Source organism: Janthinobacterium sp. TPC_1 (assembly GCF_056037845.1).
On sequence record NZ_CP195157.1, the window covers coordinates 116553 to 142509 of the forward strand.

23 protein-coding genes and 2 pseudogenes are annotated in these 25957 nt (G+C 58.7%); 8 read left to right on the plus strand and 17 right to left on the minus strand.

Annotated elements, in window-relative coordinates:
* Positions 1-199 precede the first annotated feature (199 nt).
* Positions 200-1865 (plus strand): annotated as a pseudogene (pgi, locus tag ACQVLG_RS00540) (glucose-6-phosphate isomerase).
* 14 nt (positions 1866-1879) lie between these two features.
* On the plus strand, positions 1880-2776 hold the full coding sequence (locus ACQVLG_RS00545; RefSeq protein WP_474292396.1) for an SMP-30/gluconolactonase/LRE family protein: 897 nt from the start codon (positions 1880-1882) through the stop codon (positions 2774-2776).
* A 69-nt stretch (positions 2777-2845) separates the two neighbouring features.
* Here the strand turns inward: ACQVLG_RS00545 and ACQVLG_RS00550 are convergent, their stop codons facing one another.
* Positions 2846-3802, minus strand: coding sequence for a chemotaxis protein (locus tag ACQVLG_RS00550; protein ID WP_474292397.1), 957 nt, complete (start codon positions 3800-3802; stop codon positions 2846-2848).
* A gap of 172 nt (positions 3803-3974) precedes the next feature.
* Here ACQVLG_RS00550 and ACQVLG_RS00555 point away from each other — a divergent pair, with 172 nt between their 5' ends.
* From ACQVLG_RS00555 to ACQVLG_RS00565, 3 genes are all read left to right on the plus strand, one after another.
* On the plus strand, positions 3975-4268 hold the full coding sequence (locus tag ACQVLG_RS00555; RefSeq protein ID WP_474292398.1) for a hypothetical protein: 294 nt from the start codon (positions 3975-3977) through the stop codon (positions 4266-4268).
* 96 nt (positions 4269-4364) lie between these two features.
* Entirely contained in the window at positions 4365-5837 is a 1473-nt protein-coding gene (zwf, locus tag ACQVLG_RS00560; protein ID WP_034750861.1) for a glucose-6-phosphate dehydrogenase, read from the plus strand.
* A 130-nt stretch (positions 5838-5967) separates the two neighbouring features.
* A complete protein-coding gene (locus ACQVLG_RS00565) occupies positions 5968-6822 on the plus strand; it encodes an SIS domain-containing protein (protein WP_034750862.1) in 855 nt (284 codons plus the stop codon).
* 129 nt (positions 6823-6951) lie between these two features.
* Here the strand turns inward: ACQVLG_RS00565 and ACQVLG_RS00570 are convergent, their stop codons facing one another.
* The 16 genes and pseudogenes from ACQVLG_RS00570 to ACQVLG_RS00645 form a co-directional block, all read right to left on the minus strand.
* Positions 6952-7407, minus strand: a complete 456-nt coding sequence (locus ACQVLG_RS00570; RefSeq protein WP_474292400.1) for a DUF3304 domain-containing protein — start codon at positions 7405-7407, stop codon at positions 6952-6954.
* Positions 7408-7502: 95 nt separating this feature from the next.
* Positions 7503-8279, minus strand: coding sequence for a lipoprotein (locus ACQVLG_RS00575; protein WP_230541223.1), 777 nt, complete (start codon positions 8277-8279; stop codon positions 7503-7505).
* A gap of 85 nt (positions 8280-8364) precedes the next feature.
* On the minus strand, positions 8365-9147 hold the full coding sequence (locus ACQVLG_RS00580; RefSeq protein WP_474292402.1) for a DUF3304 domain-containing protein: 783 nt from the start codon (positions 9145-9147) through the stop codon (positions 8365-8367).
* Positions 9144-9791, minus strand: a complete 648-nt coding sequence (locus tag ACQVLG_RS00585) for a DUF3304 domain-containing protein (RefSeq protein ID WP_474292404.1) — start codon at positions 9789-9791, stop codon at positions 9144-9146. Before ACQVLG_RS00585 ends, ACQVLG_RS00580 begins: the two co-directional genes overlap by 4 nt.
* Before the next feature lie 49 nt (positions 9792-9840).
* On the minus strand, positions 9841-11022 hold the full coding sequence (locus ACQVLG_RS00590) for a phospholipase effector Tle1 domain-containing protein (protein WP_474292406.1): 1182 nt from the start codon (positions 11020-11022) through the stop codon (positions 9841-9843).
* Between the two features lie 68 nt (positions 11023-11090).
* On the minus strand, positions 11091-12011 hold the full coding sequence (locus tag ACQVLG_RS00595; RefSeq protein ID WP_474292408.1) for a hypothetical protein: 921 nt from the start codon (positions 12009-12011) through the stop codon (positions 11091-11093).
* A gap of 4 nt (positions 12012-12015) precedes the next feature.
* Positions 12016-12285 carry a DUF3304 domain-containing protein gene (locus ACQVLG_RS00600; RefSeq protein ID WP_474292409.1) on the minus strand — a complete coding sequence of 90 codons (270 nt, stop codon included), beginning with the start codon at positions 12283-12285 and terminating at the stop codon, positions 12016-12018.
* Positions 12286-12616: 331 nt separating this feature from the next.
* A complete protein-coding gene (locus ACQVLG_RS00605) occupies positions 12617-13075 on the minus strand; it encodes a DUF3304 domain-containing protein (protein ID WP_474292410.1) in 459 nt (152 codons plus the stop codon).
* Between the two features lie 108 nt (positions 13076-13183).
* On the minus strand, positions 13184-13636 hold the full coding sequence (locus tag ACQVLG_RS00610) for a DUF3304 domain-containing protein (RefSeq protein WP_474292411.1): 453 nt from the start codon (positions 13634-13636) through the stop codon (positions 13184-13186).
* 107 nt (positions 13637-13743) lie between these two features.
* A complete protein-coding gene (locus tag ACQVLG_RS00615) occupies positions 13744-14322 on the minus strand; it encodes a DUF3304 domain-containing protein (RefSeq protein ID WP_474292413.1) in 579 nt (192 codons plus the stop codon).
* 205 nt (positions 14323-14527) lie between these two features.
* The gene (locus ACQVLG_RS00620; protein ID WP_474292414.1) at positions 14528-14938 is read right to left on the minus strand and encodes a hypothetical protein; all 411 of its coding nucleotides are present in this window, start codon (positions 14936-14938) and stop codon (positions 14528-14530) included.
* Between the two features lie 14 nt (positions 14939-14952).
* Complete coding sequence (locus tag ACQVLG_RS00625; RefSeq protein WP_474292416.1) at positions 14953-15168, minus strand: hypothetical protein; 216 nt, start codon at positions 15166-15168, stop codon at positions 14953-14955.
* A 104-nt stretch (positions 15169-15272) separates the two neighbouring features.
* The gene (locus ACQVLG_RS00630; RefSeq protein ID WP_474292417.1) at positions 15273-17852 is read right to left on the minus strand and encodes a DUF3304 domain-containing protein; all 2580 of its coding nucleotides are present in this window, start codon (positions 17850-17852) and stop codon (positions 15273-15275) included.
* Positions 17853-17893: 41 nt separating this feature from the next.
* Positions 17894-18202, minus strand: coding sequence for a hypothetical protein (locus ACQVLG_RS00635; protein WP_474292419.1), 309 nt, complete (start codon positions 18200-18202; stop codon positions 17894-17896).
* Entirely contained in the window at positions 18159-18821 is a 663-nt protein-coding gene (locus tag ACQVLG_RS00640; RefSeq protein ID WP_474292420.1) for a DUF4123 domain-containing protein, read from the minus strand. Before ACQVLG_RS00640 ends, ACQVLG_RS00635 begins: the two co-directional genes overlap by 44 nt.
* Positions 18822-18834: 13 nt before the next feature.
* Positions 18835-21653, minus strand: a pseudogene (locus tag ACQVLG_RS00645) (type VI secretion system Vgr family protein).
* Between the two features lie 193 nt (positions 21654-21846).
* On the opposite strand from ACQVLG_RS00645, the gene tal reads away from it, so the two are divergent.
* From tal to ACQVLG_RS00660, 3 genes are all read left to right on the plus strand, one after another.
* Entirely contained in the window at positions 21847-22782 is a 936-nt protein-coding gene (gene tal, locus ACQVLG_RS00650; protein WP_099666887.1) for a transaldolase, read from the plus strand.
* 118 nt (positions 22783-22900) lie between these two features.
* Complete coding sequence (locus ACQVLG_RS00655) at positions 22901-23989, plus strand: patatin-like phospholipase family protein (protein WP_474292421.1); 1089 nt, start codon at positions 22901-22903, stop codon at positions 23987-23989.
* Positions 23990-24111: 122 nt separating this feature from the next.
* Positions 24112-25830, plus strand: coding sequence for a methyl-accepting chemotaxis protein (locus tag ACQVLG_RS00660; protein WP_230539650.1), 1719 nt, complete (start codon positions 24112-24114; stop codon positions 25828-25830).
* The last annotated feature ends 127 nt before the right edge of the window (positions 25831-25957 follow it).

Sequence of the window (25957 nt, forward strand, 5' to 3'; positions counted from 1 at the left end):
CAGCACCTGCCGACACATCCCTTATGTATCACTGGTGCAATCACTAAAAAAAGCACAACAAAATCGGCTTGACATCACAAACTGTAGTGAAATTACGTTTTTCTGATGTATTATTCTCACACCAACGCCGGAACCGCTGTTCGCCACGACGAACGCGCCGCGCTCCTTTCAACCGAGACAAGCACCCAAGCCGACCGCCATGCGCCAGCCAGCACCTACTCCTGCCATCACCGCCACCGCCAGTTTCCAGTCCCTGCAAGCGCATGGCGCCAGCCTGCGCGAAGTGCATCTGCGCCAGCTGTTCGCCGCCGACCCCGCGCGTTTCTCGACGATGACGGTCGATGCGGCCGGCCTGCTGCTCGATTACTCGAAGAACCGGGTCGACACCACCGCCATGGCGCTGCTGATGGACCTGGCGCGCGAGCGCGGCGTGGAAGCGCAGCGCGAAGCGATGTTCACCGGCGAGAAAAATCAATCTTACCGAACATCGGGCCGTTCTGCATACGGCCTTGCGCGCGCCACGCGGCACGAAACTGGTGGTCGATGGCCAGGATATCGATGCCGACGTGCAAGATGTGCTGCAACGCGTCAAGGCGTTTACGGACAAGGTGCGCAATGGCAGCTGGCTCGGCTACACGGGCAAACCGATTTGCGACATCGTCAACATCGGCATCGGCGGCTCGGACCTGGGACCGAAGATGGCTTGCCTGGCGCTGCGCTCCTACGCCAACCCGGGCCTGGAAATGCACTTTGTTTCCAACGTCGACGGCCACGACATGGAAGCGACCCTGTCCAAGGTCGATCCGGAAACCACCCTGTTCATCGTGGCCTCGAAAACCTTTGTTACCGCTGAAACCATGCTCAACGCCAACACGGCGCGCGCCTGGTTCCTGCTGGAAGGCGAAGAGAAGGATCTGGCGCAACACTTTGTGGCCGTGTCGACCAACACGCAAGCCATCGTCGACTTTGGCATTGCGCCGGAAAACATGTTCCCGTTCTGGGACTGGGTCGGCGGCCGTTACTCCGTCTGGTCGTCGATCGGCCTGGCCGTGGCCCTGTCCGTGGGCTTTGAATACTTCAGCGATTTCCTGGCCGGCGCGCATGCGATGGATCAGCACTTCCGCCAGGCCCCGCTGGAAGACAACATGCCCGTGGTGCTGGCCATGGTCGGCTTCTGGAACCGCCAGTTCCTCGATTGCGGCTCCGTTTCCATCGCGCCCTACCACCAGGACTTGAGCCGCTTTGCTGCCTATCTGCAACAGCTGGACATGGAAAGCAATGGCAAACGCGTCACCAAGGATGGCGTGCCCGTCGACGTGCCGACCGGCCCCGTCATCTGGGGCGATTGCGGCACGAATGCCCAGCACGCATATTTCCAGCTGCTGCACCAGGGCACGGACATCACGCCCATCGACTTTATTGCCGCCCTGCGCGCCACGCACGACTTGCCCGGCCACCACGACGCCCTGCTCGCGAACTGCTTCGCCCAGTCGGAAGCCTTCATGACGGGCAAGACGGCCGAGGAAGTGCGCCTTGACTTGCAGGCGCAGGGCTTGCCGGAAAGCGAAATCGAAGCGCTGGTGCCGCACAAGACTTTCCCTGGCAACCGCCCCAGCAACACCATTTTGATGGACCAGCTGACCCCGACCACCCTGGGCGCCCTGATCGCGCTGTACGAGCACAAGACCTTCGTGCAGGGCGTCTTGTGGAACGTCAACAGTTTCGACCAGTGGGGCGTAGAACTGGGCAAGGTGCTGGCGAAGAAAATCCAGGCCGAACTGACGGGCGAAGCCCGTCCCGACCACCACGACAGCTCGACCAATGGCTTGATTGCCTTGGCGAAGGCCGCCAAAGCGGCGTATTAACTTAATTGAGGTTTATGAATATTTACGAAATCAAAGTAGTCAGCGACAAGCCCATGCAAGTGGGCGAATGCCCGCTCTGGCATGGCAAGGAAGCGGCCCTGTACTGGGTCGACATCGATGGCCGCGCCGTGCACCGGCTGCACCCGGCCAGCGGCAAGCATGCGCAGTGGAACATGCCGACGGAACCGTCGGCGCTGGCCATCAATGCCGGCGGCGGCCTGATCGTCGCCCTGCGCAGCGGCTTTGCCCACCTGGACACGAAGACGGGCAGCCTGGCGGAAATCGCCCCGGCGCCGTTCGACATGGCCACCACGCGCTTCAACGATGGCAAGGTCGACCCGGCGGGCCGCTTCTGGGTCGGCACGATTTTCGAGCCGCGCAGCACCGATGCGGCGGAAATGTTCGTGCTGGAAAAGGGACAAGTGCGCAAGGTCTGGTCGGGCGGCATGACGGTGTCGAACGGCCTGGGCTTCAGTCCCGACGGGCACACCATGTACCACGCGGATACCACCACGCACCGCATCGACCGCTTCGACTTCGACGCGGCCACGGGTGCCATTTCCGCACCGCAACCGTTCCAACGCTTTTCCATGGACAAGAAAGCGTTTGATTACGGCGGACGCCCCGATGGCGCGGCCGTCGACAGCGAAGGCAATTACTGGTCGGCCATGTTTGAAGGCGGCAAGATTTTGCGCTTCGCGCCCGATGGCCATCTGCTTGGCGAAATTACCGTGCCCGTGCGCTGCCCCACCATGGTGACCTTTGGCGGCCCCGACCTGCGCACCCTGTACATCACCAGCGCCAGCCACAACAGGTCAGACGCAGAAGTCGCCAATTACCCGTTGACGGGCCACGTGCTGTCCGTGCGCGTGGACGTGGCGGGCCAGCCGGAAACGGCTTACCAGGCGTAATCGTTTGCCAACATGAAAAAGCGCCGGCCCCTCGCGGGTGCAGGCGCTTTTTAACATGCGGCGTGCAGACTAGCGGGCCAGCACCTTGCGGATGGTTTCCGCCAATTCAGCCGCTACAAACTTGGCCACATAACCGTCGGCGCCCACGCCCTTGACGTGGTCTTCGTTGGTCGAGCCCGTCAGTGACGACGAGTGGATCACCACGGGGATGTTGGAGAAGCGGCCATCGTTCTTGATGTTGCGCGTCAAGGTAAAACCATCCATTTCCGGCATTTCCAGGTCGGTCAGCACCAGCGCGACCTTGTCTTTCGCCGTCTTGCCTTCCGTGGCCGCCTGGGCCGAGATCGCTTGCAAGCGCTCCCACGCTTCCTTGCCCGTCTTGGTCATGATGAAAGGCACGCCCATCGCTTCGAGGCCCTTTTCGATCAGCGAGCGGGCCAGCGAAGAGTCGTCGGCCGCGAGGATCACGGCGCCGGCCGGCAAGCGCACTTGCGGGCCGATACTGTTTTCGTCCACGTCCGGGTCGCCCGACGGCAGCACGTTGCGCAGGATTTGTTCTACGTCAAGCACTTGCGCCAGGCGCGTCTTGTCCGTGTCGCCATCGAGGCGGGCGATGCTGGTGACGAGGCCGCCGCCGACGCTCGATTCGGCCGACAGCACCTGGTTCCATTCCAGGCGCACGATTTCATCGACCTCTTCCACGGCAAACGCCTGTGTCGAGCGAGCAAATTCAGTCACCATCAGGATCTTCAAGCCGCTGCTCTTGCAACCGACCGCCATCGGCAAGTCGATCACGGGCACGATCTGGCCGCGGATATTGACCACGCCCAGCATGTGCGGGTGCGACCCGGCTACCGCCGTGATGGCCGGCATTTCCATGATTTCACGGACTTTGAACACGTTGATGCCGAACAGTTCGCGGCTGGTCGAGTGATCACTGGTGCCCAGCTTGAACAGGAACAGCTCGAATTTGTTATTGCCTGTCAGGCTGGTGCGTTCATCGACATCTTGCTGCATTGAATTCATTGTGTCCCCTTGAGCCGTCTTGTAAAGTTAAGTCTGCCTACCCCTGATGCTGCGGGCAGTGCGGACTGCACGTCGCATGGACGTCGGATGGCGGGTTCGGGGCATGGCCGGCGCTGCGGTGCAGTGTATATCGTACAACTTCGTACAACCAATAGTTGCTATCGATTCGAGCTTGAATTATACGTTTTTTTACTTTCCTCAAAGCTACTTTACGCTGCCAACGGCAATCCTGACAGCATTTCTTGATTTCCTTGTTGCTACAGCGCAAATGATGACGGAGAGAATCGAAAATTTCCCTGGCAACCATAGTTGCTTTGCAAAGCCGATAACCAGCATGGCGCTGCGCCGGCGCCGGCGAACGGCATATAATGGCCATGCCGGCATCGCAGGCAGGCATACCGGGCAAAATGGCGACGACAGCGGCAGGAATGTAGTAAAATTTCTTGCAATTGCCTGTTCCACGTAGTAAATTTACACTACCGATTATAGTAGCGACAGACTGGCACTTCCGGTCGGCTTCCTCCCCGCTCCGGCCCTTTTACTTTTGCGACGACACTCACTTATGGCACTTACCGATTTTGACCTGGTCCTGTTTGGCGGCAGCGGCGATTTAGCAATGCGCAAGTTGTTGCCTGCAATGTATGCGCGCGACGTCGCGAACGATTTGCCGCCGACGGCGCGCATCATCTGTGTGGGCCGCCAGGACAGCGGCCAGGATGCCTTCCTGAAGATGGTGGAGACCAATTCGCGCCCGCACATCAAGGCCAGCACCCTGAACGCTGCCACCTGGAGCAAATTCTGCGCGCGCATCGTGTACGTGTCGCTCAACGCCAGCGATGCGGCCACGTACGCGCCGCTGGTCGAAGCGCTGCGCGGCGATGCCGACCTGACGCGCGTGTACTACCTGGCCACGCCGCCGCACCTGTTCGCCTTGATCTGCGACAACCTCGAAGACAACGGCCTGGTCACGCCGAATTCGCGCGTGGTGCTGGAAAAGCCGCTGGGCCGCGACCTGGCCAGCGCCAAGCAGATCAATGCCGAAGTGGGCAAGGTCTTCCAGGAATCGCAGATCTACCGTATCGACCATTACCTGGGCAAGGAAACCGTGCAGAACTTGCTGGCCCTGCGCTTTGGCAACATCCTGTTCGAACCGCTGTGGCGCCGCGAATGGATTTCCGACGTGCAAATCACCATCGCCGAAAAGCTGGGCGTGGGCAACCGCATGGGTTACTACGACACCTCGGGCGCGCTGCGCGACATGCTGCAAAACCACTTGCTGCAGTTGCTGTGCATCGTCGCCATGGAACCGCCGACCTCGATCGCGCCGGACGCCGTACGCGATGAAAAGCTGCAGGTGCTGCGCTCGCTGAAAAAATTCACACCGACCACCCTGGCGCAAAACATCGTGCGCGGCCAGTACCGCGCCGGCCACGTTGACGGCGCCACCGTGCCGAGCTACCGCGACGAGCCCGATGCGCCGGAACATTCGCGCACCGAAACCTTCGTTGCACTGAAGGCGGAAATCGATACCTGGCGCTGGGCCGGCGTGCCGTTCTACCTGCGCACGGGCAAGCGCATGGCCGACAGCCTGGCCGAGATCGTCGTGCGCTTCAAGCAGATTCCGCATTCGATCTTCAACCAGCCGACGTCCAGCTTCCAGCCGAACTGCCTGGTGATCCGTTTGCAGCCGGACGAAGGCTTGCGCATGAATTTGATGGCGAAAACCCCGGGCGACGGCATGCGCTTGAAACCGGCGGAGCTGGAACTCGATTTCCGCGAATCGTTCAAGACCCCACGCATGGACGCCTACGAGCGATTGCTGCTCGACGTCCTGCGCGGCCAGCTGACCCTGTTCATGCGCGGCGACGAGCTGGAAGCGGCCTGGGAATGGGTCGAGCCGATTCTCGACAACTGGGAGCAGAACGACAGTGCGCCGATTCCGTACACGGCCGGCACCTGGGGCCCTGCGGCCGCCAGCGCCCTGATCGGCCGCGACGGCTTGCAGTGGCGTGAAGAGGCCTTGCCAGAGGACTGAAGCCGTTAAGATTTGGCTTAACCCTGAACGGCAAAATACTGGGGTCGGACCCTGAGGGTTCGGCCCCGGAACTTTGCTTTTGGGGTGAAAAGGACGCAAACTTACGGCATTACTGCCAGAAGATTAATCAATGCTACTCGATTCCATCCGCACCCAGCTCGATTCGCTCTCCAAGTCGGAGAAAAAGGTCGCACTGGCCGTGCTTGACCAGCCCAACCAGACAGTCAGCCAGAACATCACGGCGCTGGCGAAAAGCGCGCAGGTGTCGGAACCGACCGTGGTGCGCTTCTGCCGCACCCTGGGCTATGACGGCTGGCATGAATTCAAGCTGAAACTGGCACAGGGCCTGGCCTTGGCCATGCCGGGCGCCAACGAGCAGCCAGCGCAGGACGACCTGGCGGCCGACCTGGTGAATAAAATCTGCAGCCGCTCGATCAACACCCTGCTCGACCTGCGCAACAACCTGAACCCGGAAGCGATCCAGCGCGCGCTCGACATCCTGTCGCGCGCCAGCAAGATCGAATTCTATGGCCAGGGCACCTCGGGCATCGTGGCGGCCGACGCGCAGCACAAATTCTTCCGCTCGGGCGTGCCGACGGTCGCCTACAGCGACCCGAACATCCACAGCATCGCGGCGGCCCTGCTGCGCGGCGGCGACTGCCTGGTGGCCATCTCGCAGCGCGGCAACAGCCCCGCCCTGGTCCGCTCCGTGAAACTGGCGCGCCGCGGCGGCGCCGATGTCGTCGTGCTGGCCCCATCGGGCACGCCGCTGGCCGACCTGGCCACCGTGCTGATCCCGATCGACCTGGTCTTCAACACCGACCCCTACACGCCCATTTCGGCCCGCCTGGCCTACCTGGTCGTGATCGACGTGCTGGCAGTGGGCCTGGCCCTGCAGCGCGGGCCGGAATTCCGCAAGAAGATGCAAAATGCGCAGAAGGCGCTGCAGGAATTCGACATGCAATTCGATTCCTTCATCGGCTGATCCTCCATCGGCGCCAGCCTCGCTGGTTCCGCTCCTTATCCGAACGTCTCATTTCCCATCCTTGATCTCACATGCGGAACCGGTACCCGCGGCAGCCTTTGCATCGCAAGATCGGTCCACCATCCGTGTCTAAGAATTGGGATCCCTTGGTTTCCCATGGTGACGTATCGGATGAGTTTTGCTACCTCCTCCTGCATTGGACACAACCACTCTCACCTCGTCGTTGGGGAAAAAGTGCATATAGATATCTCCCGGCTCATCGTATTTTTCCACTTCCACCATTTTCTCTTTGATAATATGCGTATGTTCTTCTGGCATATCCCACCGCACCAGTACCATCATGCCCGGATACCACACTCGCGGGATTGATGCACAGCAAATTTCTGCTCCCCCCGCTCCCCATCTGGCCATATTGGCGCCTCCCGCCCCATCCACCGATGCGGAATAAATATACTTCCCCGTATGGTTCACAATACCCACCTGCGCCGTCGCGGTAGACCTTGGACCGGCTTCCTCCACCTGCCTGGCCTGGAACGTACAACCGCTCAGCAGCAAGGCAGTGCCAAGATAAATAAACCATTTCATCATTTTTCCTTTTATAAAAGCAGTTCGATTGCATCATCGGCTGATCTCCCTTCGGCGCCAGCCTTGCCGAGCGGCGCAGCCGGCTTGCCCATCAGTCATTCCCTATGCGGCTTGCGGGGAATGCCATAGAAAGGATTTTCAATTTCTTGTCTGCAAAACTGCCCTTGAGGAAGGCGCGAGGCATGCAATTTCACCTCGGCGGCAGCAAGCGGCGCCGCCGTCTTGAATGTTCCCAGCCGCGCCTGAACCGTACCATCGGCAAGAAAGTGCAAGAGCACGCTAGTCGGGCGATCGGGACCAGTCGCGGGAAGAATGTCGACAATGGCCTGGCACCAGCGGCTGCCAGGAGAACCTTGTCTGGAAGTACGTTCATCATAAGAAATACTGGATTGACCATCGTGGTAGCGCATATCGAATACCACGCTCCACACCACCCGCACCCTCAGCGGCTTGTCGACCGGCCGATCCCAGCTTAAACAGCAATTGCCACTGCTGAAGGCAACTTTTTCGCCATTATCCAATCTCCCCTCGCTTGCGTCGCGAAAAAAAACGGAGCCGCCGCTGGGCGCATCATCGATATTGAAGGGGAGCGAGATTTCCTTGAACGCGATGGAATACAGGTCGTATGGCGTGTAGTTATAGGAAGTGGTCGTAAAAGTTTGCTCACTTAACTCTTTTTGCAATCGCTCCTCCTTCTCCCTGGCATTGCAGGCAGCCAGAATGAACAGGGACAATATGATAAGAATGATTTTTTTCATATCTGGATAGCGATCATTTTCCGGAAACAGAAAATTCTTCAAATAAAATCTAATGCCGAGAAAGCTAGCCAAGGAAGTAGCAGCAATGTCGGGATCGAATGAAAAGCTCGGCAATACGACTCAAGAATATGGGACGACTGGCACGTAGAAGGTTCAATAAAAGAAACGATGAAAAATAGAAAATTTATCAATTTCCCTATCAAGGAAAACTGGCAGGTTTTCCAGCATGAAGAATAGGATGAGTTTTTCCACGCCCTCCAGCATTTGACACAACTACTCTCACCTCGCCATTCTCAAAAAAATGCATATAGATATCTCCCGGCTCATCGTATTTTTCCACTTCCAGCATTTTTTCTTTGACAATATGCGTATGTTCTTCCGGCATATCCCATCGCACCAGTACCATCATTCCCGGATACCACACTCGCGGAATGGATGTGCAGCAAATATTGGCAAGCCCCGCCCCCCACCTAGCCATATTCCCCCCTCCCGCACCATCCACCGATGCGGAATAAATATACTTCCCCGTATGGTTCACGATGCCTACCTGCGCCGTCGCGGTAGGCCTTGGACCGGCTTCCTCAACCTTCCTGGCCTGGAGGGCGCAAGCGCTCAGCAGCAAGGCCGTGCCAAGATACATAATCCGTTTCACAATTTTATTTTCTATAAAAGCAAGCAGTTGAAGGTGCAAGCGCATGCAGCCGATCACGCAATCTTTAGCGTCCGGAAATGTACGATCCAAACGCGCCACATTACTGGACGAGTAAAACGGCATATCCAGCCTCATATCATTGTTGCGCCGTCGAAGAAGAAACCAAAAAATATTGACACCACATGGGGGCGGGAAACCTGGAAGTGGACATTCACGCTTCTTCATAAATTCTATAATTTCATCCATTTCATTAGTTCCGTCAAAAAAACGGGCTTTGTCAGATGGATAATTCTTATCAAAAGAATAGCTTTCAGCCAAAAAAGCTGTCATCGCACATCCCCATCTAAATCCAGACTTTGGATGAGCTTTCTTTGGAATTCAATTATTTCTTGAGTCTCCTTTATGTCATCAACTGACATAACATTGACGTCACGCAACAATGTCCTTTCCAGCGTAAGTAATGTCGCTTTTTCCCTCTTCAATTTCTGCCTAAGGCGCTCATCCAGATACTCCTTCGTCGGCACCGGATACCCCTTGATTTTCCCCGGCCACTCCGGTCGGCTCGGTCCGTAATGCGACACCACGGCCCCCACGCTGCCATCTTCATAGACGATTAGCCAGATATCGCCCGCCTTCCCATTCGGATACGGCGGAATGCTGACCGTTTCGCGATGCAAGGTCGGGTCTGGGTAAAATTGATACTTCACCACGACCTTCAAATCCGCATGCCATTTTGCCGGCACGCTGAAACAGCATATTATGCCGCCCTGCCCATATGGATCGATCGCATCGCCACCGCCGCCGCTGTTCGTATTGCCCGGATTTTCAACCGCGATGTAATTAACCTCGCGCGAAGAATAATTCAGCGCCTGAATGCTCGCGGCCATGGCGACGCCGGGTAAACATGCAGCCAGCAAGAGGCCTCGCCATAATTGTTGCTTGAGTAACATCATCATGATTTCATCGCTATCCATAAAACCGGCGGATCAGTCCACCCTGCTTCAACCGCGCTGAAGTCACGCCCTATGCGAGCGCATTGATCCGCTCTGCAGAGCGCTGCTGCGCCAGGTAAATCTCTTCATCGAGTTTGGCTTGCGCAATATCCTGTGTTAAGTTTTCGCTCCACACGAATTCTTCGGGTGCATCTTTCGCCTGGATGCCGGCCGTCGGCATGCGCTGCAGCTCGTTTTCGTGCACGCTTTTCCGGAAGAAGCCGCTTTGCGGGTAATAGCCTCGGCGCAAGATATAGCCGCCACCCCCGCGCCGTGTATAGGTTTGCGTGGTGATCAGTCTGCTACGCATGTCGGCGCTGGCGGCATCCGTACGGATCGGATAGGGAGTGCCATACTGCGCTTCCTTGACCAGCGCTTCCTCTTCCGGCGTCAATGCTTCGCCATTCTTCTGTTTCAGTTGCGCGGCTTCCGTCTTCCGGCTGAGCTCATACGCGCGTTTATAAAAGCCGTCTTCAGGCGGTTTATCGGCGAACGAGGCGATCCTGGCCCGCTTGTCGAATTCCGTCACTTCGCCAGCCATATAAAATCCGGCCAGGGAATCATGCACATAGTCGTCAAAAAAACGCATCACTTCGGGCGGCAGCGGTTTGGGGTGATCGAATATGTCCAGCGCCCATGCTTCCCAGTCATCCAGGGGCGTGTGATTTTGGGCCCGATAATATTGCCAGTGGTTGATGCGCGCAATATCCCGGGCGCTGAACGGTTTATCCTCATCACTATGACGGACGGCTTTGCGTGCGCGCAGCGCTTCCAGATCGCCTGCCAGCAAGCGGTTGTAGGAACCCAGATCTTCCCGCTCCTGCACGCTGGCCGCCTTGAAGCTGGCCGTGGATTCCAGGGTCTTGACGCGCACCGCGCGCCAGCGGTAATACAGCTCCATGTGCTTGCTCAGCAAGCCGCCTTGCTTGTTAAGCTCGGCGGTATATGCTTCCCATGCCTTGGCAAGCTCTTGACTGACCTGGAAATCAACTTGCACCGTAGCTTCCAGTTCGCTGAACGGCCTCAAAGGCACGCCCTTGAGGCGCGCTTCCTTGAACATATGCGCCAGCGGAATTTGCGACAGCAAGGCCGCTTGTCCGCCACGCCCCTTTCCCTGCTCCCCCGGACCATAGCCGCCTCCGACGTCGGAGTGCACGCCAGGAAAATACACTTCCTCGATTTTCCCTGTCAGGCGCGTGACGGGAAAATTCATGCGCCGCTCATGCGTGGCAATGCAATGCAATGCAAGCCTGCCATGACGCAGGGCGGCAACGGCTTGAGCTATTCATTGGCCCAGGCCCAATGACCATCGAACATCGCGCCAGGCGCGATCGTAGTTTTCGCTACAGACGCCGAGCTGCCCACGGTTGCCACCGTGTCGAAGAAGCCAAGAAAATCGATGCTGGCGAGAATGCCGGCAAACTTCTGCACCTTATCTTTGGGCGGCGTGAGCAAATCGGCAAACAGCTGGCAAAACGCCACCGCTTCGGCGGCGCCACGCGAAAAACCGAACACGGACAGGGGCAGCGATGGAATGTGCGGCTTCGCTTGTGCCGCCATCGCCGCTTTGAGTTTTTCAATATGCTCAGCGAACCAGTCAGAGTGGCTCATGAAGCGCTCTCTGCCAGTTGAGGGATGCGCTACCTTTTTGTGGCCTACGTCATTATCATAAGTACGGGCAAGTTCGCCAGCCTCATCTGATTCGTACAGTAACTTACCAACAAGAGTCCGATGAACTGCATTTAAAACCTGCAACAATCCCCATATAATGCGCGGCTGTCCTCCTTTGGCAAAAGCCTTTCCCTCGTCCGATTCAGTCAACTCACCTATTTCCTTAAATGGCGTTCCCACGCCAGGAATGTAATATCGGCAATAACCGGCATCCCGCTTATCAGACGAAAAAGCAGAAAATAGACGTGCCACATTGCTATGACTGGCATCATTGGTGTCTACCACGACATTATTTATCGGTATGGGCTTCTTCGTTTTCGGGTCGAGCACGCCTGTTCTAATCCCATTTTTATCGCGTTCCAGGTTATTATTGGTTCCATCAAAGAAAAGTCCAACCCTTACTGGAATACTGCACGGCGAGCTATCTTTATTATCACATGCCACCTTCGCAATTTTGGATTGCTCTGGCGTCGACGGCTTAAGAAAAGAATCGACGGGAAACGGCGCGGAATTAGGAGTTTCACTGATCATAATATCAAGGGATATTGGCAGGTTTTCCGGAATGAAGAATGGGATGATTCTTACTATCACCGTCCACATTTGACACAACCACTCTCACTTCGTCATTGGGGAAGAAATGCATATAGATATCTCCCGGCTCATCGTATTTTTCCACCTCCACCATTTTTTCTTTAATAATATGTTTTAGTCCATCCGGCATGTCCCACCGCACCAGGACCATCATTCCCGGATACCATACCCGCGGAATAGAAGTACAACAAACCTCGGCTCCCCCCGCCCCCATCTGGCCATATCCGCGCCTCCCGCCCCATCCACCGAAGCGGAGTAAATAAAATTCCCAGTATGGTTCACAATACCCACCTGCGCCGTCGCGGTCGTCCTTGGACCGGCTTCATTAACCTGCCTGGCCTTGAGGGCACAGCCACTCAATAGCAAGGCAGTGCCAAGATACATAATCCATTTCATCATTTTCACCTTATAGAAAATGCTACGTCATTTCTCACTTTACCGCCACATAGGGCAATAGAACACACAGAACTCCCACGCGTCGTAGATGGTTTAAGAAAAACCAGGAAAAGGGGCAAGAGGGGAATTTCATTGATTGCAATAAACCTCTAAGGATTGATATTTCCCGGTTTTCCATAGTGACGTATCGGATGAGCAGTGCTATATCCGGGATAAATTGAAACCACAACCCTAACTTCGTCGTTTGGAAAAAAATGGATATAAATACTTCCTGTTTCATCGTACTTTTCCACTTCCACCATTTTTTCTTTGACAACATCGGTATGCCCTTCAGGCATATTCCACCGCACCAGGACCATCATGCCCGGATACCATACCCGCGGGATGGATGCGCAGCAAACTTCGGCTCCCCCCGCTCCCCACCTGGCCATATTGGCGCCTCCCGCCCCATCAACCGATGCGGAATAAATATAGTTTCCCGTATGGTTGACAATACCCACCTGCGCCGCCGTCGCGGTAGTCCTTAGACCGGCTTCCTCAACCTGCCTGGCCTTGAGGGCGCAGCCGCTCAGCAGCAAGACAGTGCCAAGATAAATAATCCATTTCATAATTTCCCTTTTATAAATTAATAGCCAATTTAATTGATCAAGCGTCGACGGCTGAAGAAAAAATCAACAGGCAAAGGCGCGGAATTGGGATTTTCACTGATCGTGATATCAAGGGATATTGGCAGATTTTCCGGAATGAAGAATAGGATGATTTTTACTATCGCCGTCCACATTTGACACAACCACTCTCACCTCGTCGTTGGGGAAAAAGTGCATATAGATATCTCCGGGCCTATCATATTTTTCCACTTCCACCATTTTTTCTTTGACAATATGCGTATGTTCTTCTGGCATATCCCATCGCACCCGGACCATCACTCCCGGATACCATACCCGCGGGATGGATGCGCAGCAAACTTCGGCTCCTCCCGCTCCCCATCTGGCCATATTGGCGCCTCCCACCCCATCCACCGATGCGGAATAAATATAGTTTCCCGTATGGTTGACAATACCCACCTGCGCCGTCGCGGTAGTCCTTGGACCGGCTTCCTCAACCTGCCTGGCCTTGAGGGCGCAGCCGCTCAGCAGCAAGGCCGTGCCAAGATACATAATCCATTTCATAATTTCCCTTTTATAAATTAATAGCCAATTTAATTGATCAAGCGTCGACGGCTGAAGAAAAAATCAACAGGCAAAGGCGCGAAAAGGGATTTTTCCTGATGATCATATCAAGGGATATTGGCAGGTTTTCCGGAGTGAAGGATAGGATGATTTTCTGCACTCCCTCCAGCATTTGACACGACAACCCTCACCTTATCATTGGGGAAGAAATGCATATAGATATCCCCAGGCTCATCATATTTTTCCACTTCCACCATTTTCTCTTTGATAATATGCGTATGTTCTTCTGGCATGTCCCACCGCACCAGCACCATCATTCCCGGATACCACACACGACGAGGAATGGATGCACAACAAACCTCGGCTCCTCCCGCTTCCCATCTGGCCATATTGGCGCCTCCCGCCCCATCCACCGATGCGGAATAAATATAGTTTCCCGTATGGTTGACAATACCCACCTGCGCCGTCGCGGTAGACCTTGGACCGGCTTCCTCAACCTGCCTGGCCTTGAGGGCGCAGCCGCTCAGCAGCAAGGCCGTGCCAAGATACATAATCCGTTTCACAATTTTATTTTCTATAAAAGCAAGCAGTTGAAGGTGCAAGCGCATGCAGCCGATCACGCAATCTTTAGCGTCCGGAAATGCACGATCCAAACGCGCCACATTACTGGACGAGTAAAACGGCATATCCAGCCTCATATCATTGTTGCGCCGTCGAAGAAGAAACCAAAAAAATATTGACACCACATGGGGGCGGGAAACCTAGAAGTGGACATTCACGCTTCTTTACAAAATCGCTAATAGTTGGCCTTTCCTTTTTCGCGTCAAAAAAAGCAAATGAAATCAGAAGGATCATTTTTTATAGCCTGATAAATATCAACTAAAAAAGCAGTCATTTATCATTTCCCTCAAGAAAAATAATGAGCTTTTTACTATATTCAATTGCCCCCTTCAATCTCATCAACTCTGCAGGAGTTAGGTCGCTCACATCGCCATCTAATGCATTCTCCATAGAATGTAGAGCTGCCTTCTCTCTTTTTATTTTTTCCTTGCGGCGCTCGTCCCGATACTCCTTCGTCGGCACCGGATACCCCTTGATTTTCCCCGGCCACTCCGGTCGGCTCGGTCCGTAATGCGACACCACGGCCCCCACGCTGCCATCTTCATAGACGATTAGCCAGATATCGCCCGCCTTCCCATTCGGATACGGCGGAATGCTGACCGTTTCGCGATGCAAGGTCGGGTCTGGGTAAAATTGATACTTCACCACGACCTTCAAATCCGCATGCCATTTTGCCGGCACGCTGAAACAGCATATTATGCCGCCCTGCCCATAGGATCGATCGCATCGCCACCGCCGCCGCTGTTCGTATTGCCCGGATTTTCAACCGCGATGTAATTAACCTCGCGCGAAGAATAATTCAGCGCCTGAATGCTCGCGGCCATGGCGACGCCGGGTAAACATGCGGCCAGCAAGAGGCATCGCCATAATTGTTGCTTGAGTAACATCATCATGATTTCATCGCTATCCATAAAACCGGCGGATCAGTCCACCCTGCTTCAACCGCGCTGAAGTCACGCCCTATGCGAGCGTATTGATCCGCTCTGCAGAGCGCTGCTGCGCCAGGTAAATTTCTTCATCGAGTCTGGCTTGCGCAATATCCTGTGTTAAGTTTTCGCTCCACACGAATTCTTCGGGTGCATCTTTCGCCTGGATACCGGCCGTCGGCATACGCTGCAGCTCGTTTTCGTGCACGCTTTTCCGGAAGAAGCCGCTTTGCGGGTAATAGCCTCGGCGCAAGATATAGCCGCCACCCTCGCGCCGTGTATAGGTTTGCGTGCGTGGTGATCAGCCTGCTACGCATGTCGGCGCTGTCGGCATCCGTACGGATCGGATAGGGAGTGCCATACTGCGCTTCCTTGACCAGCGCTTCCTCTTCCGGCGTCAATGCTTCGCCATTCTTTTGTTTCAGTTGCGCGGCTTCCGTCTTCCGGCTGAGCTCATATACGCGTTTATAAAAGCCGTCTTTAGGCGGTTTATTGGCGAACGAGGCGATCCTGGCCCGCTTGTCGTATTCCGTCACTTCGCCAGCCATATAAAATCCGGCCAGGGAATCATGCACATAGTCGTCAAAAAAACGCATCACTTCGGGCGGCAGCGGTTTGGGGTGATCGAATATGTCGAGCGCAAATTCTTCCCATTTGTCCAAGGGCGTGTGGTTTTGGGCCCGATAATATTGCCAGTGGTTGATGCGCGCAATATCCCGGGCGCTGAACGGCTGGCCCTCATCGCCGTGGCGGAAGGCTTTGCGCGCGCGCAACGCTTCCAGATCGCCTGCCAGCAAGCGGTTGTAGGATCCCAGATCTTCCCGCTCCTGCACGCTGGCCGCCTTGAAGCTGGCCGTAGCTTCCAGTGTCTTGACGCGCGCGGCGCGCCAGCGGTAATACAGCTCCATGTGCTTGCTCAGCAAGCCGCCTTGCTTGTTAAGCTCGGCGGTATATGCTTCCCATGCCTTGGCAAGCTCTTGACTGACCTGGAAATCATCCTGATCGCGAAGTTCCAGTTCGCTGAACGGTATCAAGGGTACACCCTTGAGGCGCGCCTCCTTGAACATATGCGCCAGCGGAATTTGCGACAGCAAGGCCGCTTGTCCGCCGCGTCCCTTTCCCTGCTCGCCCGGACCATAGCCGCCTCCCACGTCCGAGTGCACGCCAGGAAAATATACTTCCTCGATTTTCCCTGTCAGGCACGTGACGGGAAAATTCATGCGCTGCTCATGCGTGGCAATACAATGCAAGCCTGCCTGGACGCAGGGCGGCAACGGCTTGAGCAATTCATTGGCCCAGGCCCAATGGCCATCGAACATCGCGCCAGGCGCGATCGTGGTTTTCGCTACAGACGCCGAGCTGCCCACGGTTGCCACCGTGTCAAAGACGCCAAGAAAATCGATGCTGGCGAGAATGCCGGCAAACTCCTGCCCCTCACCTTTGCCCGGCGTGAGCAAATCGGCAAACAGCTGGCAGAATGCCACCGCCTCGGCGGCGCCCCGCGAAAAACCGAATACGGACAGAGTCAGCGATGGAATATTCGGCTTGGGTTGTGCCGCGATCGCGGCTTTTAACTTTTCGATATGCTCAGCGAACCAGTCCGAGTGGGTCATGAAGCGTTCCCTGCCGGTTAAGGGATGCGGCACCTTTTTGTGGCCTACGGCATTATCATAAGTACGTGCGAACTCGCCGGCTTGATCATCTTTATATAATGGATTTCCTTTTCCATCAATCATTGCATGCAATGAATTCATAACCTGCAACAGCCCCCATATAATGCGCGGCTGCCCCCCTTTGGCAAATGCCTTCCCTTCGTCCGATTCAGTCAACTCACCGATTTCCTTAAATGGCGTCCCCACGCCAGGAATATAATATCGAAAATAACCGGCACCCCGTTTATTCGAGGGAAAACTCGAAAATAGCCGCGCCACATTGCTATGACTAGCGCTATTGGCGTCGACTACAGCATTACTTATAGGAATAGGCTTCTTTGTTTTCGGGTCGAGCACGCCTGTCCTAACCCCATTTCTATCGCGCTCCAGATTATTATTGGTTCCATCAAAGAAAAGTCCAACCCTCACTGGAATACTGCACGGCGCGCTATCTTTCTTATCACATGCCTCCTTGGCAATTTCAGATTGCTCTTTCGTCAACGGCTTTAAAAAAAAATCGACGGGAAACGGCGCGGAATTGGGAGTTTCACTGATCATAATATCAAGGAATATTGGCAGGTTTTCCGGAGTGAAGAATAGGATGAGTTTTTGCCCCCCCTCCAGCATTTGACACACGACGACTCTCACCTCATCATTGGGGAAGAAATGCATATAGATATCCCCTGGCTCATCGTATTTTTCCACTTCCACCATTTTTTCTTTAACAATATGCGTATGCCCTTCAGGCATATCCCACCGCACCAAGACGTTCATTCCTGGATGCCATACTCTCGGGATTGATGTACAGCAAATATTCGCACCTCCCGCCCCCCATTTGTCCATATTCCCCCCTCCGGCCCCATCCACCGACGCGGAGTAAATGAAATTCCCGGTATGATTCACGATACCCACCTGCGCCGTCGCGGTAGTCCTTGGACCGGCTTCCTCAACCTGCCTGGCCTTGAGGGCGCAGCCGCTCAGCAGCAAGGCCGTGCCAAGATACATAATCCATTTCATCATTTTTCCTTTTATCAAAGTAAGCAGTCGAAGAAACAAGGCTAGGCAGCCGAGCGCGCCTGCCAGAAATCGTCGGGCAGCGTGTCGAGCTCGGACAGGTAATTCGCTCCCTGGCGCGTGCGCCGCAACAGGCTGGCCATCGCCGGATGCGAGGTAAAATCGTCGGCCAGCATCAAGGCCAAGGCGCTGAAATGCTGACGCTGGCCCGCCGCCTCGATGCCGCTGGCTTTTGCCACAAGCAAATGACGCGCCACGCGCGCGTGACACTCGGCCGGGGTGCCGGAATGAAACAGGTCCGGCTGCACATCATGCAGATTGGCCAGGATGGCGTCGGCCTCGGCGATATCCACCAAAGAGGCAAAGGGCGTCGCTGAGGGGGAATTTATCAAACTCCGCAGGGACGGGACTGGGCTGCGCCTCGCCCTGCCAACTGATCAGGGAGCCATCGCGCCGCAGCGACCACCAGCGGTAGATGGGGCTCAGCAAATGCGCAGACTGCGTTTCAGTCAAGGCTGCCAGCAGGGCCGGCAATATGCGCGTATCGGCCCAGCGCACGGGCCATTCGACGGTGTCTGGCGTGATGGCAATCAAATAGGGGCGCAAATGCTGCTCCAGCTGGCCGATATCGAGCGTGCTGGCGATGATGCTGAGCATGGGCTTGCCTGCGCACAGCGAAAACAGGCGCTGCAGCCACGCAGCCTGCTCGCTGCTTGTCGATGGCGCCGCCATTAAATGCGGTGCGGCGCTCTTGAAGTTTTGCAGCGAGGTGTGCGCATACAGCGACTGGCGCCGCAGCCGGCTCGGGTAGCGCTTGGTGAAAAACTCCTCGTCGCAGGCGCCGTCGAGCAGCGCCAGCAGATACAGGGGCTGGCTGCCGTTCGCCGCTGCCGCCTCCGCGCGCAAGGCCAGCAGTTGCTGCGCGATCAAGTCGGGTACTGCCGCGTCAGGAATATCGATGGCAAAGTACATCAGGGCTCCTTTTCTAGGCTGCCGTGGGTGCAACAAACGGACTACCGCTACGCAACGCCGCCAGCAGACACGCTTTGCAGACGCTCGCAGGCAGCGCCGGCAATGGATAAGCGAGCCGTGTCGGCCCGATAAAACTCTTCTTGCCCGCATGCACCGTAATCTTGCCCGGGCACTGGATCGTGATATTGCCGCCCTCGATGGTGATATTCGCGCCGCCCGCCGTCGACAGGCGGATGCTTTTCGCCGCCGCCCAGTCCACATGCGCGTTGGCGCTGATGACGTTGACCTCTTCGCGCGCCTGCACGTTGAGCACGTCGGCCTGCGCCTGCGCGTCAATGGCGCCCTGGGCCGCGATCAGTTGCACCCCGGCATCACCCTCGCCGGCCTTGACGGCGCCGCCCAGCACGCCGATGGCCTGGCCCGCGTGCACGCGCCACTGGCCGCCACCGGTGAACTGGGTATCCTGGCCGCTCATCACGGTGACGGTTTCGCCGCTGGCCAGTTGCATGTCTTGCCCCGCGACAACGCCCAGTCCGGCCCTGGCGGCGATCGCGATGATGGCGTCCTTTGTGTGCGGCAACTGTTCATGCATGCCGGAAATGCTGGCCAGCATCGCTTTCAAGGGCGCCGCCTGGCCGTCGAGCGCGCTGGCATTTCGGCGCGCTGGCGCCGATGTGGCTGGCGTAGGCCACCGTCTGGTGCGTCTTGGCGGCAGCGCTGAATGTGTCGCCCAGCAGCACCGCCTGTTTCAGCAGGGCAATGCCGGCGGCGTTGTCGCCAGCCGGATCGCGTTGCGCGGCCTCGTGCCGGAGCACATAGCTGCTTACCAGCAGGCCGGCCCTGGCGCGCACCACGCCATACGCATCGGTGCGCAATTCGGCGCCGGCGCCGCGCAGGCTGCCACGGTAATTATCGGCGCCATGGATCAGGTGGCCCAGGTTCAGTTCGCTGGCCGCATGGCTGCTTTTCAGCTGGATGCATCCCTGCTGGTCGGTGTCGTCGAACAGCAGCTGGTTGTAGCCGGCCGCGCTGCCCGCCTTGCCGAATTCCTTGCTGCGGATGCCCCATTGCGCTGCGCCATTGCGGTGCGCCGCGCTGGCGCCCGCGGCGCCATGCCACAGCGGACTGTTGCCGCCCGCCACATTGCCCTGGCCCGCGATGGCGTGGTCGTGCGCCGGCTGGAACACGCCGGCGTCGCTCTGATCGCGCGCCATGCCGCCCGGCGTGGGTACGGTGCCGCCCTCGCCCTGGCCGTTGTACAGGGCGCCGACGATGACGGGCCGGTCGATATCGTTTTCCAGGAACTGCACCAGCACTTCCTGGCCGATGCGCGGCAGGAACTGGCTGCCCATGCCGCCGCCGGCCGCGCGCTGCGCCACCCGCACCCAGCACGTCGCGCCAGTCTCTTGCTGCCAGTGAAAGCGGATGCGCACCCGGCCCAGCTTGTCGCAGTAAATCTCATCGGCGCCGCTGGCCACGTCATTGCCGTCGGCGCCGACGACGATGGCGCTCTGGCTGCCCAGGGCGGTCGGCGTGGCGTGCTGGCGCGCCTCGCCGTCATCGTGCGCCGGACGCCACGGAATCGCCGCACTGATCATATCGATGCAGTTGGCGTAACCGCTGGCTTGCGCCTGGGCAATCGCGGCGGAGAAATCGGGAAACCCTGCACCCCACGCTGCCACGGTTTCCTCCAGCAATTCCGGTATCGGGCCGAACAGTTCCGCCAGTCCTTCCAGCGCCGGCAGCGGCAGGTTGTTGACGCCGATGCTGGCCACGCGCAGCACGACATACTCGGGCGCGGCGCCGTCGGCTGGCTGCAACGGGCCTTGCGTCAGGCTAAAGCGCGTGCCAGCGCGCAGGGTGCGCACGGTCGAACGGGCTTGCCACAGCTGGGCGCGCGCTTCGTGGGCCTGCATCTGCAAGCGGGCGTAGCGCTGCGCCTGGGCACCATTCGCATACCAGTACTGGCCCGGCGTATCGTAGCTTTCCAGCACCGGCGCGTTCTTGCCGCCAAGAATCATATTCGTCGGCACGCTGGCGGCAACCGCCTTTTTCGCCTTGTAATCGTAGCTGAGCACGCTACTCAGCCCCACCTGCAGGCTGCGCCGCGCGCGCAAGGCTTGCACCGTGTCGCCCGGCTCGCCCACGCGCGCGCGCATGAAAGCGCAAGCCGCCGCCTTGCGCGCTGCTGGCGTCCTCGGGCGTGGCGCAAGCCTGGCTGCTGTCGGCAAAGACGAGCAAAGTCTGACCGTCAAACCGCCAGGCCAGCCCCTCTTCCGTCAGCAGCCGGCGCACGAAATCGAAATCCGACTCACGGTACTGGCAGCAATAGCTGCGTTCGCCCGCTTCCTGCATGAACGACACGACCTCGTCGCTCCAGCGCCACAGTGCATGCGGCGCATACGCCTGCAAGACCTCGTCGACGATGGCCGTCACGCTCCGATCTTGCCAGACGCGGCTGTTTCGCGCCTGCGTCAGCAGCCACAGCCACGGCGTGATGCGCAGCCGGTAGCGCGCCAGTCCGCCATTGCTGCCCAGCATGGCGGCGGCGCTGATGTAGCCGGAAAAGGACGTGCGCGTGCCGTCGGCCAGGCTGACATGCAGGCTGGCAGGCTGGCCCAGCAGGGACGCCAGCGCGACATGGGCGCTGGTGGACAGGGCGATGATGTCGCGCGCGCCGACTTCCTGCAGCCGATCATCGCTGGCAAAGGCCTCGACCAGCAGGCCGCTGTCCTGGTCATCCTTGCCGATGGACAATGCATACAGGCGTGTCGCGCCGTTGAAGGCGGCCAATGCGCTAACGATATCTTGTGTCAAAAGGATGCTCTTCATCTGAATGGTGGCATCGCATATTGCTTATAAAAACAATGTGCAAAATAAACAAGTTCAGCCAATTATGCGCGAGTTCTTAAAAAAGCAAGATTCAATTGAACAAGTAGTACACAGACAAGACAATAGTGGGTCCCACCTGCGATGGATTCGGTACAATACTTCGGCAAGCCCTTTCACTCTTTCCCGTCCAGCCATGAACCAACTCGAACAACTGAAGCAATTTACTACCGTGGTGGCCGACACCGGCGACTTCCAATCGATCCAGGCCTACACGCCGCGCGACGCGACGACCAATCCTTCGCTGATCCTGAAGGCCGTGCAGAAGGATGAATACAAGCCGCTGCTGGAAAAGGCCGTGCGCGACCATCCGAACGCCTCGACCGCCGAAATCATCGACCGCCTGCTGATCGCGTTTGGCGTGGAAATCCTGCAAACCATCCCCGGCCGCGTCTCCACCGAAGTCGATGCGCGCCTGTCGTTCGACACGGAAGGTACTGTCGCCAAGGGCCGCGACCTGATCGCCCTGTATTCGAACGCCGGCATTGCCCGCGAACGCGTGCTGATCAAGATCGCCTCCACCTGGGAAGGCATCCGCGCCGCCGCCATCCTGGAAAAGGAAGGCATCCGCTGCAACATGACCCTGCTGTTCTCGCTGGCCCAGGCCATCGCCTGCGCCGAAGCGGGCGCGCAGCTGATTTCGCCCTTCGTCGGCCGCATCTACGACTGGTACAAGAAATCGACGGGCATCGACTACGTGGGCGCGGAAGACCCGGGCGTGCAATCGGTCCGCCGCATCTACAATTACTACCGCAAGTTCGGCTACAAGACCGAGGTGATGGGCGCGAGCTTCCGTAATACCTCGCAAATCCTCGAACTGGCCGGCTGCGACCTGCTCACCATCAGCCCCGACCTGCTGCAAAAGCTGGCCGACAGCGATGCGCCCGTGGAGCGCAAGCTGAGCGCCGAAGCGGCGCCATCGACCAATATCGTGCAAATGTCGCTGAACGAGGAAGCCTTCCGCTTCATGATGAATGAAGACGCGATGGCGACGGAAAAACTGGCCGAAGGCATCCGCGCCTTCTGCGTCGATTCCGGCAAGCTGAAGCAGATGATCGCGGCGCTGCGTTAATCGCCGGCTCTCCCCGCAGAAAAGCGGCGTCCGTGCAGTGCACGGCGCCGCTTTTTGCATGGCAGCGCCCTCGGGCGCAATGGCGCTACAATAAACGACCGCCACCAGCCACCCACGCATGTTGCTTAATTCGTCCGCCATCACCATCCGCCTGGGCCGCCGCGCCCGCGCCCGCGCCCGCATTGCCGACAACGGCTTGCGCGCGCTCGACGTCGCCATCGTGCCAGCCGCCGCGGGCGGACCGAAAGGCTTGATCCTGCACCAGCTCGACTGCTGGCTGTTCGGCGATTTTCTGGCGCAGGCGCCGCGTCCGCGCCACTTCGTCGGCGCCTCGATCGGCGCCTGGCGCATGGCCGCCGCCGTGTTCCCCGACCCGGTCGCCGCGCAGCGCCGCCTGGTGCGCGCATACGTGGGCCAGCGCTATCCCGACAAGCCCGGGGCGGCGCACGTCAGCCGCACCTGCCGCGCCCTGCTCGACGCCGTGCTCGATGGCCAGGATGCGCAGCTGCTGCAGCATGCGCAGCACAGCCTGTCGGTACTGGCCGTGCGCGGCATCGGCGCGCTGGCGCAGCCGGGCAAGTGGCGCGACCGGCGCGGCTTCCTGCTGGCCGCCGCCGGCAATGCTGTGGCGCGCGCGCGTCTGGCCGCTTCGCTCGAACGCGCGGTATTCCATGCCGGGCCGGATGGCGCCAGCTGGCTGCGTTCGCGCTTCGACGCCTTTCATTCGCATTTCGTGCCGCTGGCGCAAGACAACCTGCGCGACGCCTTGCTGGCCTCCGGTTCCATCCCGCTGGTGCTCGATGCGGTGACGGACATCGCCGGCGCGCCACCCGGGCGCTACTGGGACGGCGGCCTGGTCGACTACCATCTGCACCTGCCCTACCAGCGCGAACCGGACCTGGTGCTGTACCCGCATTTTGCCGACCATATCGTGCCGGGCTGGCTGGACAAGGCCATGCCCTGGCGCCGCGCGCGCAGCGGCGATAGCGCATTCGACAACATGATCCTCGTCTCGCCCTCGCCCGCCTTCGTGGCCAGCCTGCCGAACGGCAAACTGCCGGACCGGCGCGACTTCCCCCATTACGGGCAAGACCACGCGGCGCGCATGCGCGACTGGCGCCGCGCCATCGCGGAAAGCGAGCGCATGGCGGCCGCCTTCGCCCGCTGGGCCGAGCAGCCGGACCTGCGCCAGGCGCTCGACCTGTAGCACGGGCGAGACTGCAACAGGCGCAAAAACAAGCGCGCTTTTCCCTCGCCTATTGGTCACTTATCAGTGCATACTATGTCGCACAGGCAACTTAAATCCCCTCTGCGACAGGAGTTACGACCATGCACGCCCTCTCCCACCTCCGTATCGGCACGCGCCTCGCTGCAGGCTTCGCGCTGGTGCTGCTGCTGTCCGTGATCTCTACCTCGTACGCGCTGTACAGCGCCAGCGTGAATGCCGAAGCGACGCGGCAAATGATGGAAAAGCCGCTGGCCAAGGAACGCCTCGTATCGGACTGGTACGTGTTGATTTACTCGGCCATCGCGCGCACTTCGATGATCGCCAGGAGCACGGATGAAACCCTGTCGAGCGTGTTTGCCGACACCATCGCCGACAGCACCAAGCAGGGCGGCGAACTGCTGAAGCAAATCGAAACCCTGCTCGTCAGCGACGAGGAAAAGGCCATCTTCAAGGCGTCCATTGCCGAGCGCGTCAAATATCAGGATGCCAAGACCCTGGTGATGAATGCGCGCAAGAGCGGCAACGCGGCGCAGGCGGAAAGCACTTACCGCGACAGCTTCGCGCCTGCCGCCACCAAGTACCAGAACAACGTCAAGGCCCTGCTGTCGCAGCAGCGCCAGGCCATCGACGCCACGGCGCATGCGATCGAGGCGGCCAATGGACGCAGCTTTACGCTGCTGCTGACCTTGTGCGCGCTGGTGGTGGCGCTGGGCAGCGTCTGCGCCTGGCTGATCACGCGTTCGATCACGCAGCCGTTGAAGGCCGCCGTGAAAGTGGCTGAAACAGTCGCCAACGGCGACTTGCGCACGCATTTCGGCACGCCTGCCAGCGATGAAATCGGCGACCTGATGCGCGCGCTGCACGGCATGAACGAGGCGCTGCGCAAGGTGGTGTCGGAAGTACAGACGGGCACCAATGCGATTGCCACGGCATCGGGCGAAATCGCCGCCGGCAACCAGGATCTGTCGGCGCGCACGGAACAGCAGGCCAGTTCGCTGGAAGAGACGGCATCTTCGATGGAAGAATTGACCAGCACCGTGAAGCAGAATGCGGACAATGCGCGCCAGGCCAACCAGATGGCGGTCGCCGCGTCCGGCGTGGCCGAACGGGGCGGCAGCATCGTCAGCCAGGTGGTCGACACCATGGGCGCCATCGATACGGCGTCGACGAAAATCGTCGACATCATCGGCGTCATCGACGGCATCGCCTTCCAGACGAATATCCTGGCCCTGAACGCGGCCGTCGAAGCGGCCAGGGCCGGCGAGCAGGGGCGCGGCTTTGCCGTCGTCGCCACGGAAGTGCGCAGCCTGGCGCAACGTTCTGCCGCCGCGGCGCGCGAAATCAAGACCCTGATCGGCGACTCGGTGGAGCAGGTCAACAACGGCACGCGGCTGGTGCAGCAGGCCGGCAGCACCATGGGCGAAGTGGTCGACAGCGTGCGCCGCGTCACCGACATCATGGCCGAGATCACGGCCGCCAGCGCCGAGCAAAGCATGGGCATCGACCAGGTCAACCAGGCCATCGCGCAGATGGACCAGGTGACGCAGCAAAATGCGGCCCTGGTGGAAGAAGCGGCGGCGGCGGCCGAAAGCATGCAGGACCAGGCGGCGCGCCTGGCGCAGGTGGCGGCGGGCTTCCAGCTCGAACACATGGTCGCCGCGCCACCGGTACGCGCCGCGCGGCCGGCGGCTGCCCAGCTGGCCAAGCCGGCAGCCAGGAGCGCCACCGCCCGGCAGCCAGGCATCGCTGCCCGGAGCGCGCCTCCTGCGCGCAAACCCCAGGCGCACGTGGCTGGCGAGCAGGATTGGGAAGAGTTCTAAGGCTGGCGGCGCCGTCGGCTGAAAGGGTTTGACAGCGCCATGGCGCGCGAGGATACTTGCTTCAGGTGGCATGGCGCTCCACCGGCAGCAATACGTGTTGCGCCTGATATCGTTCTGCGGGAGCACG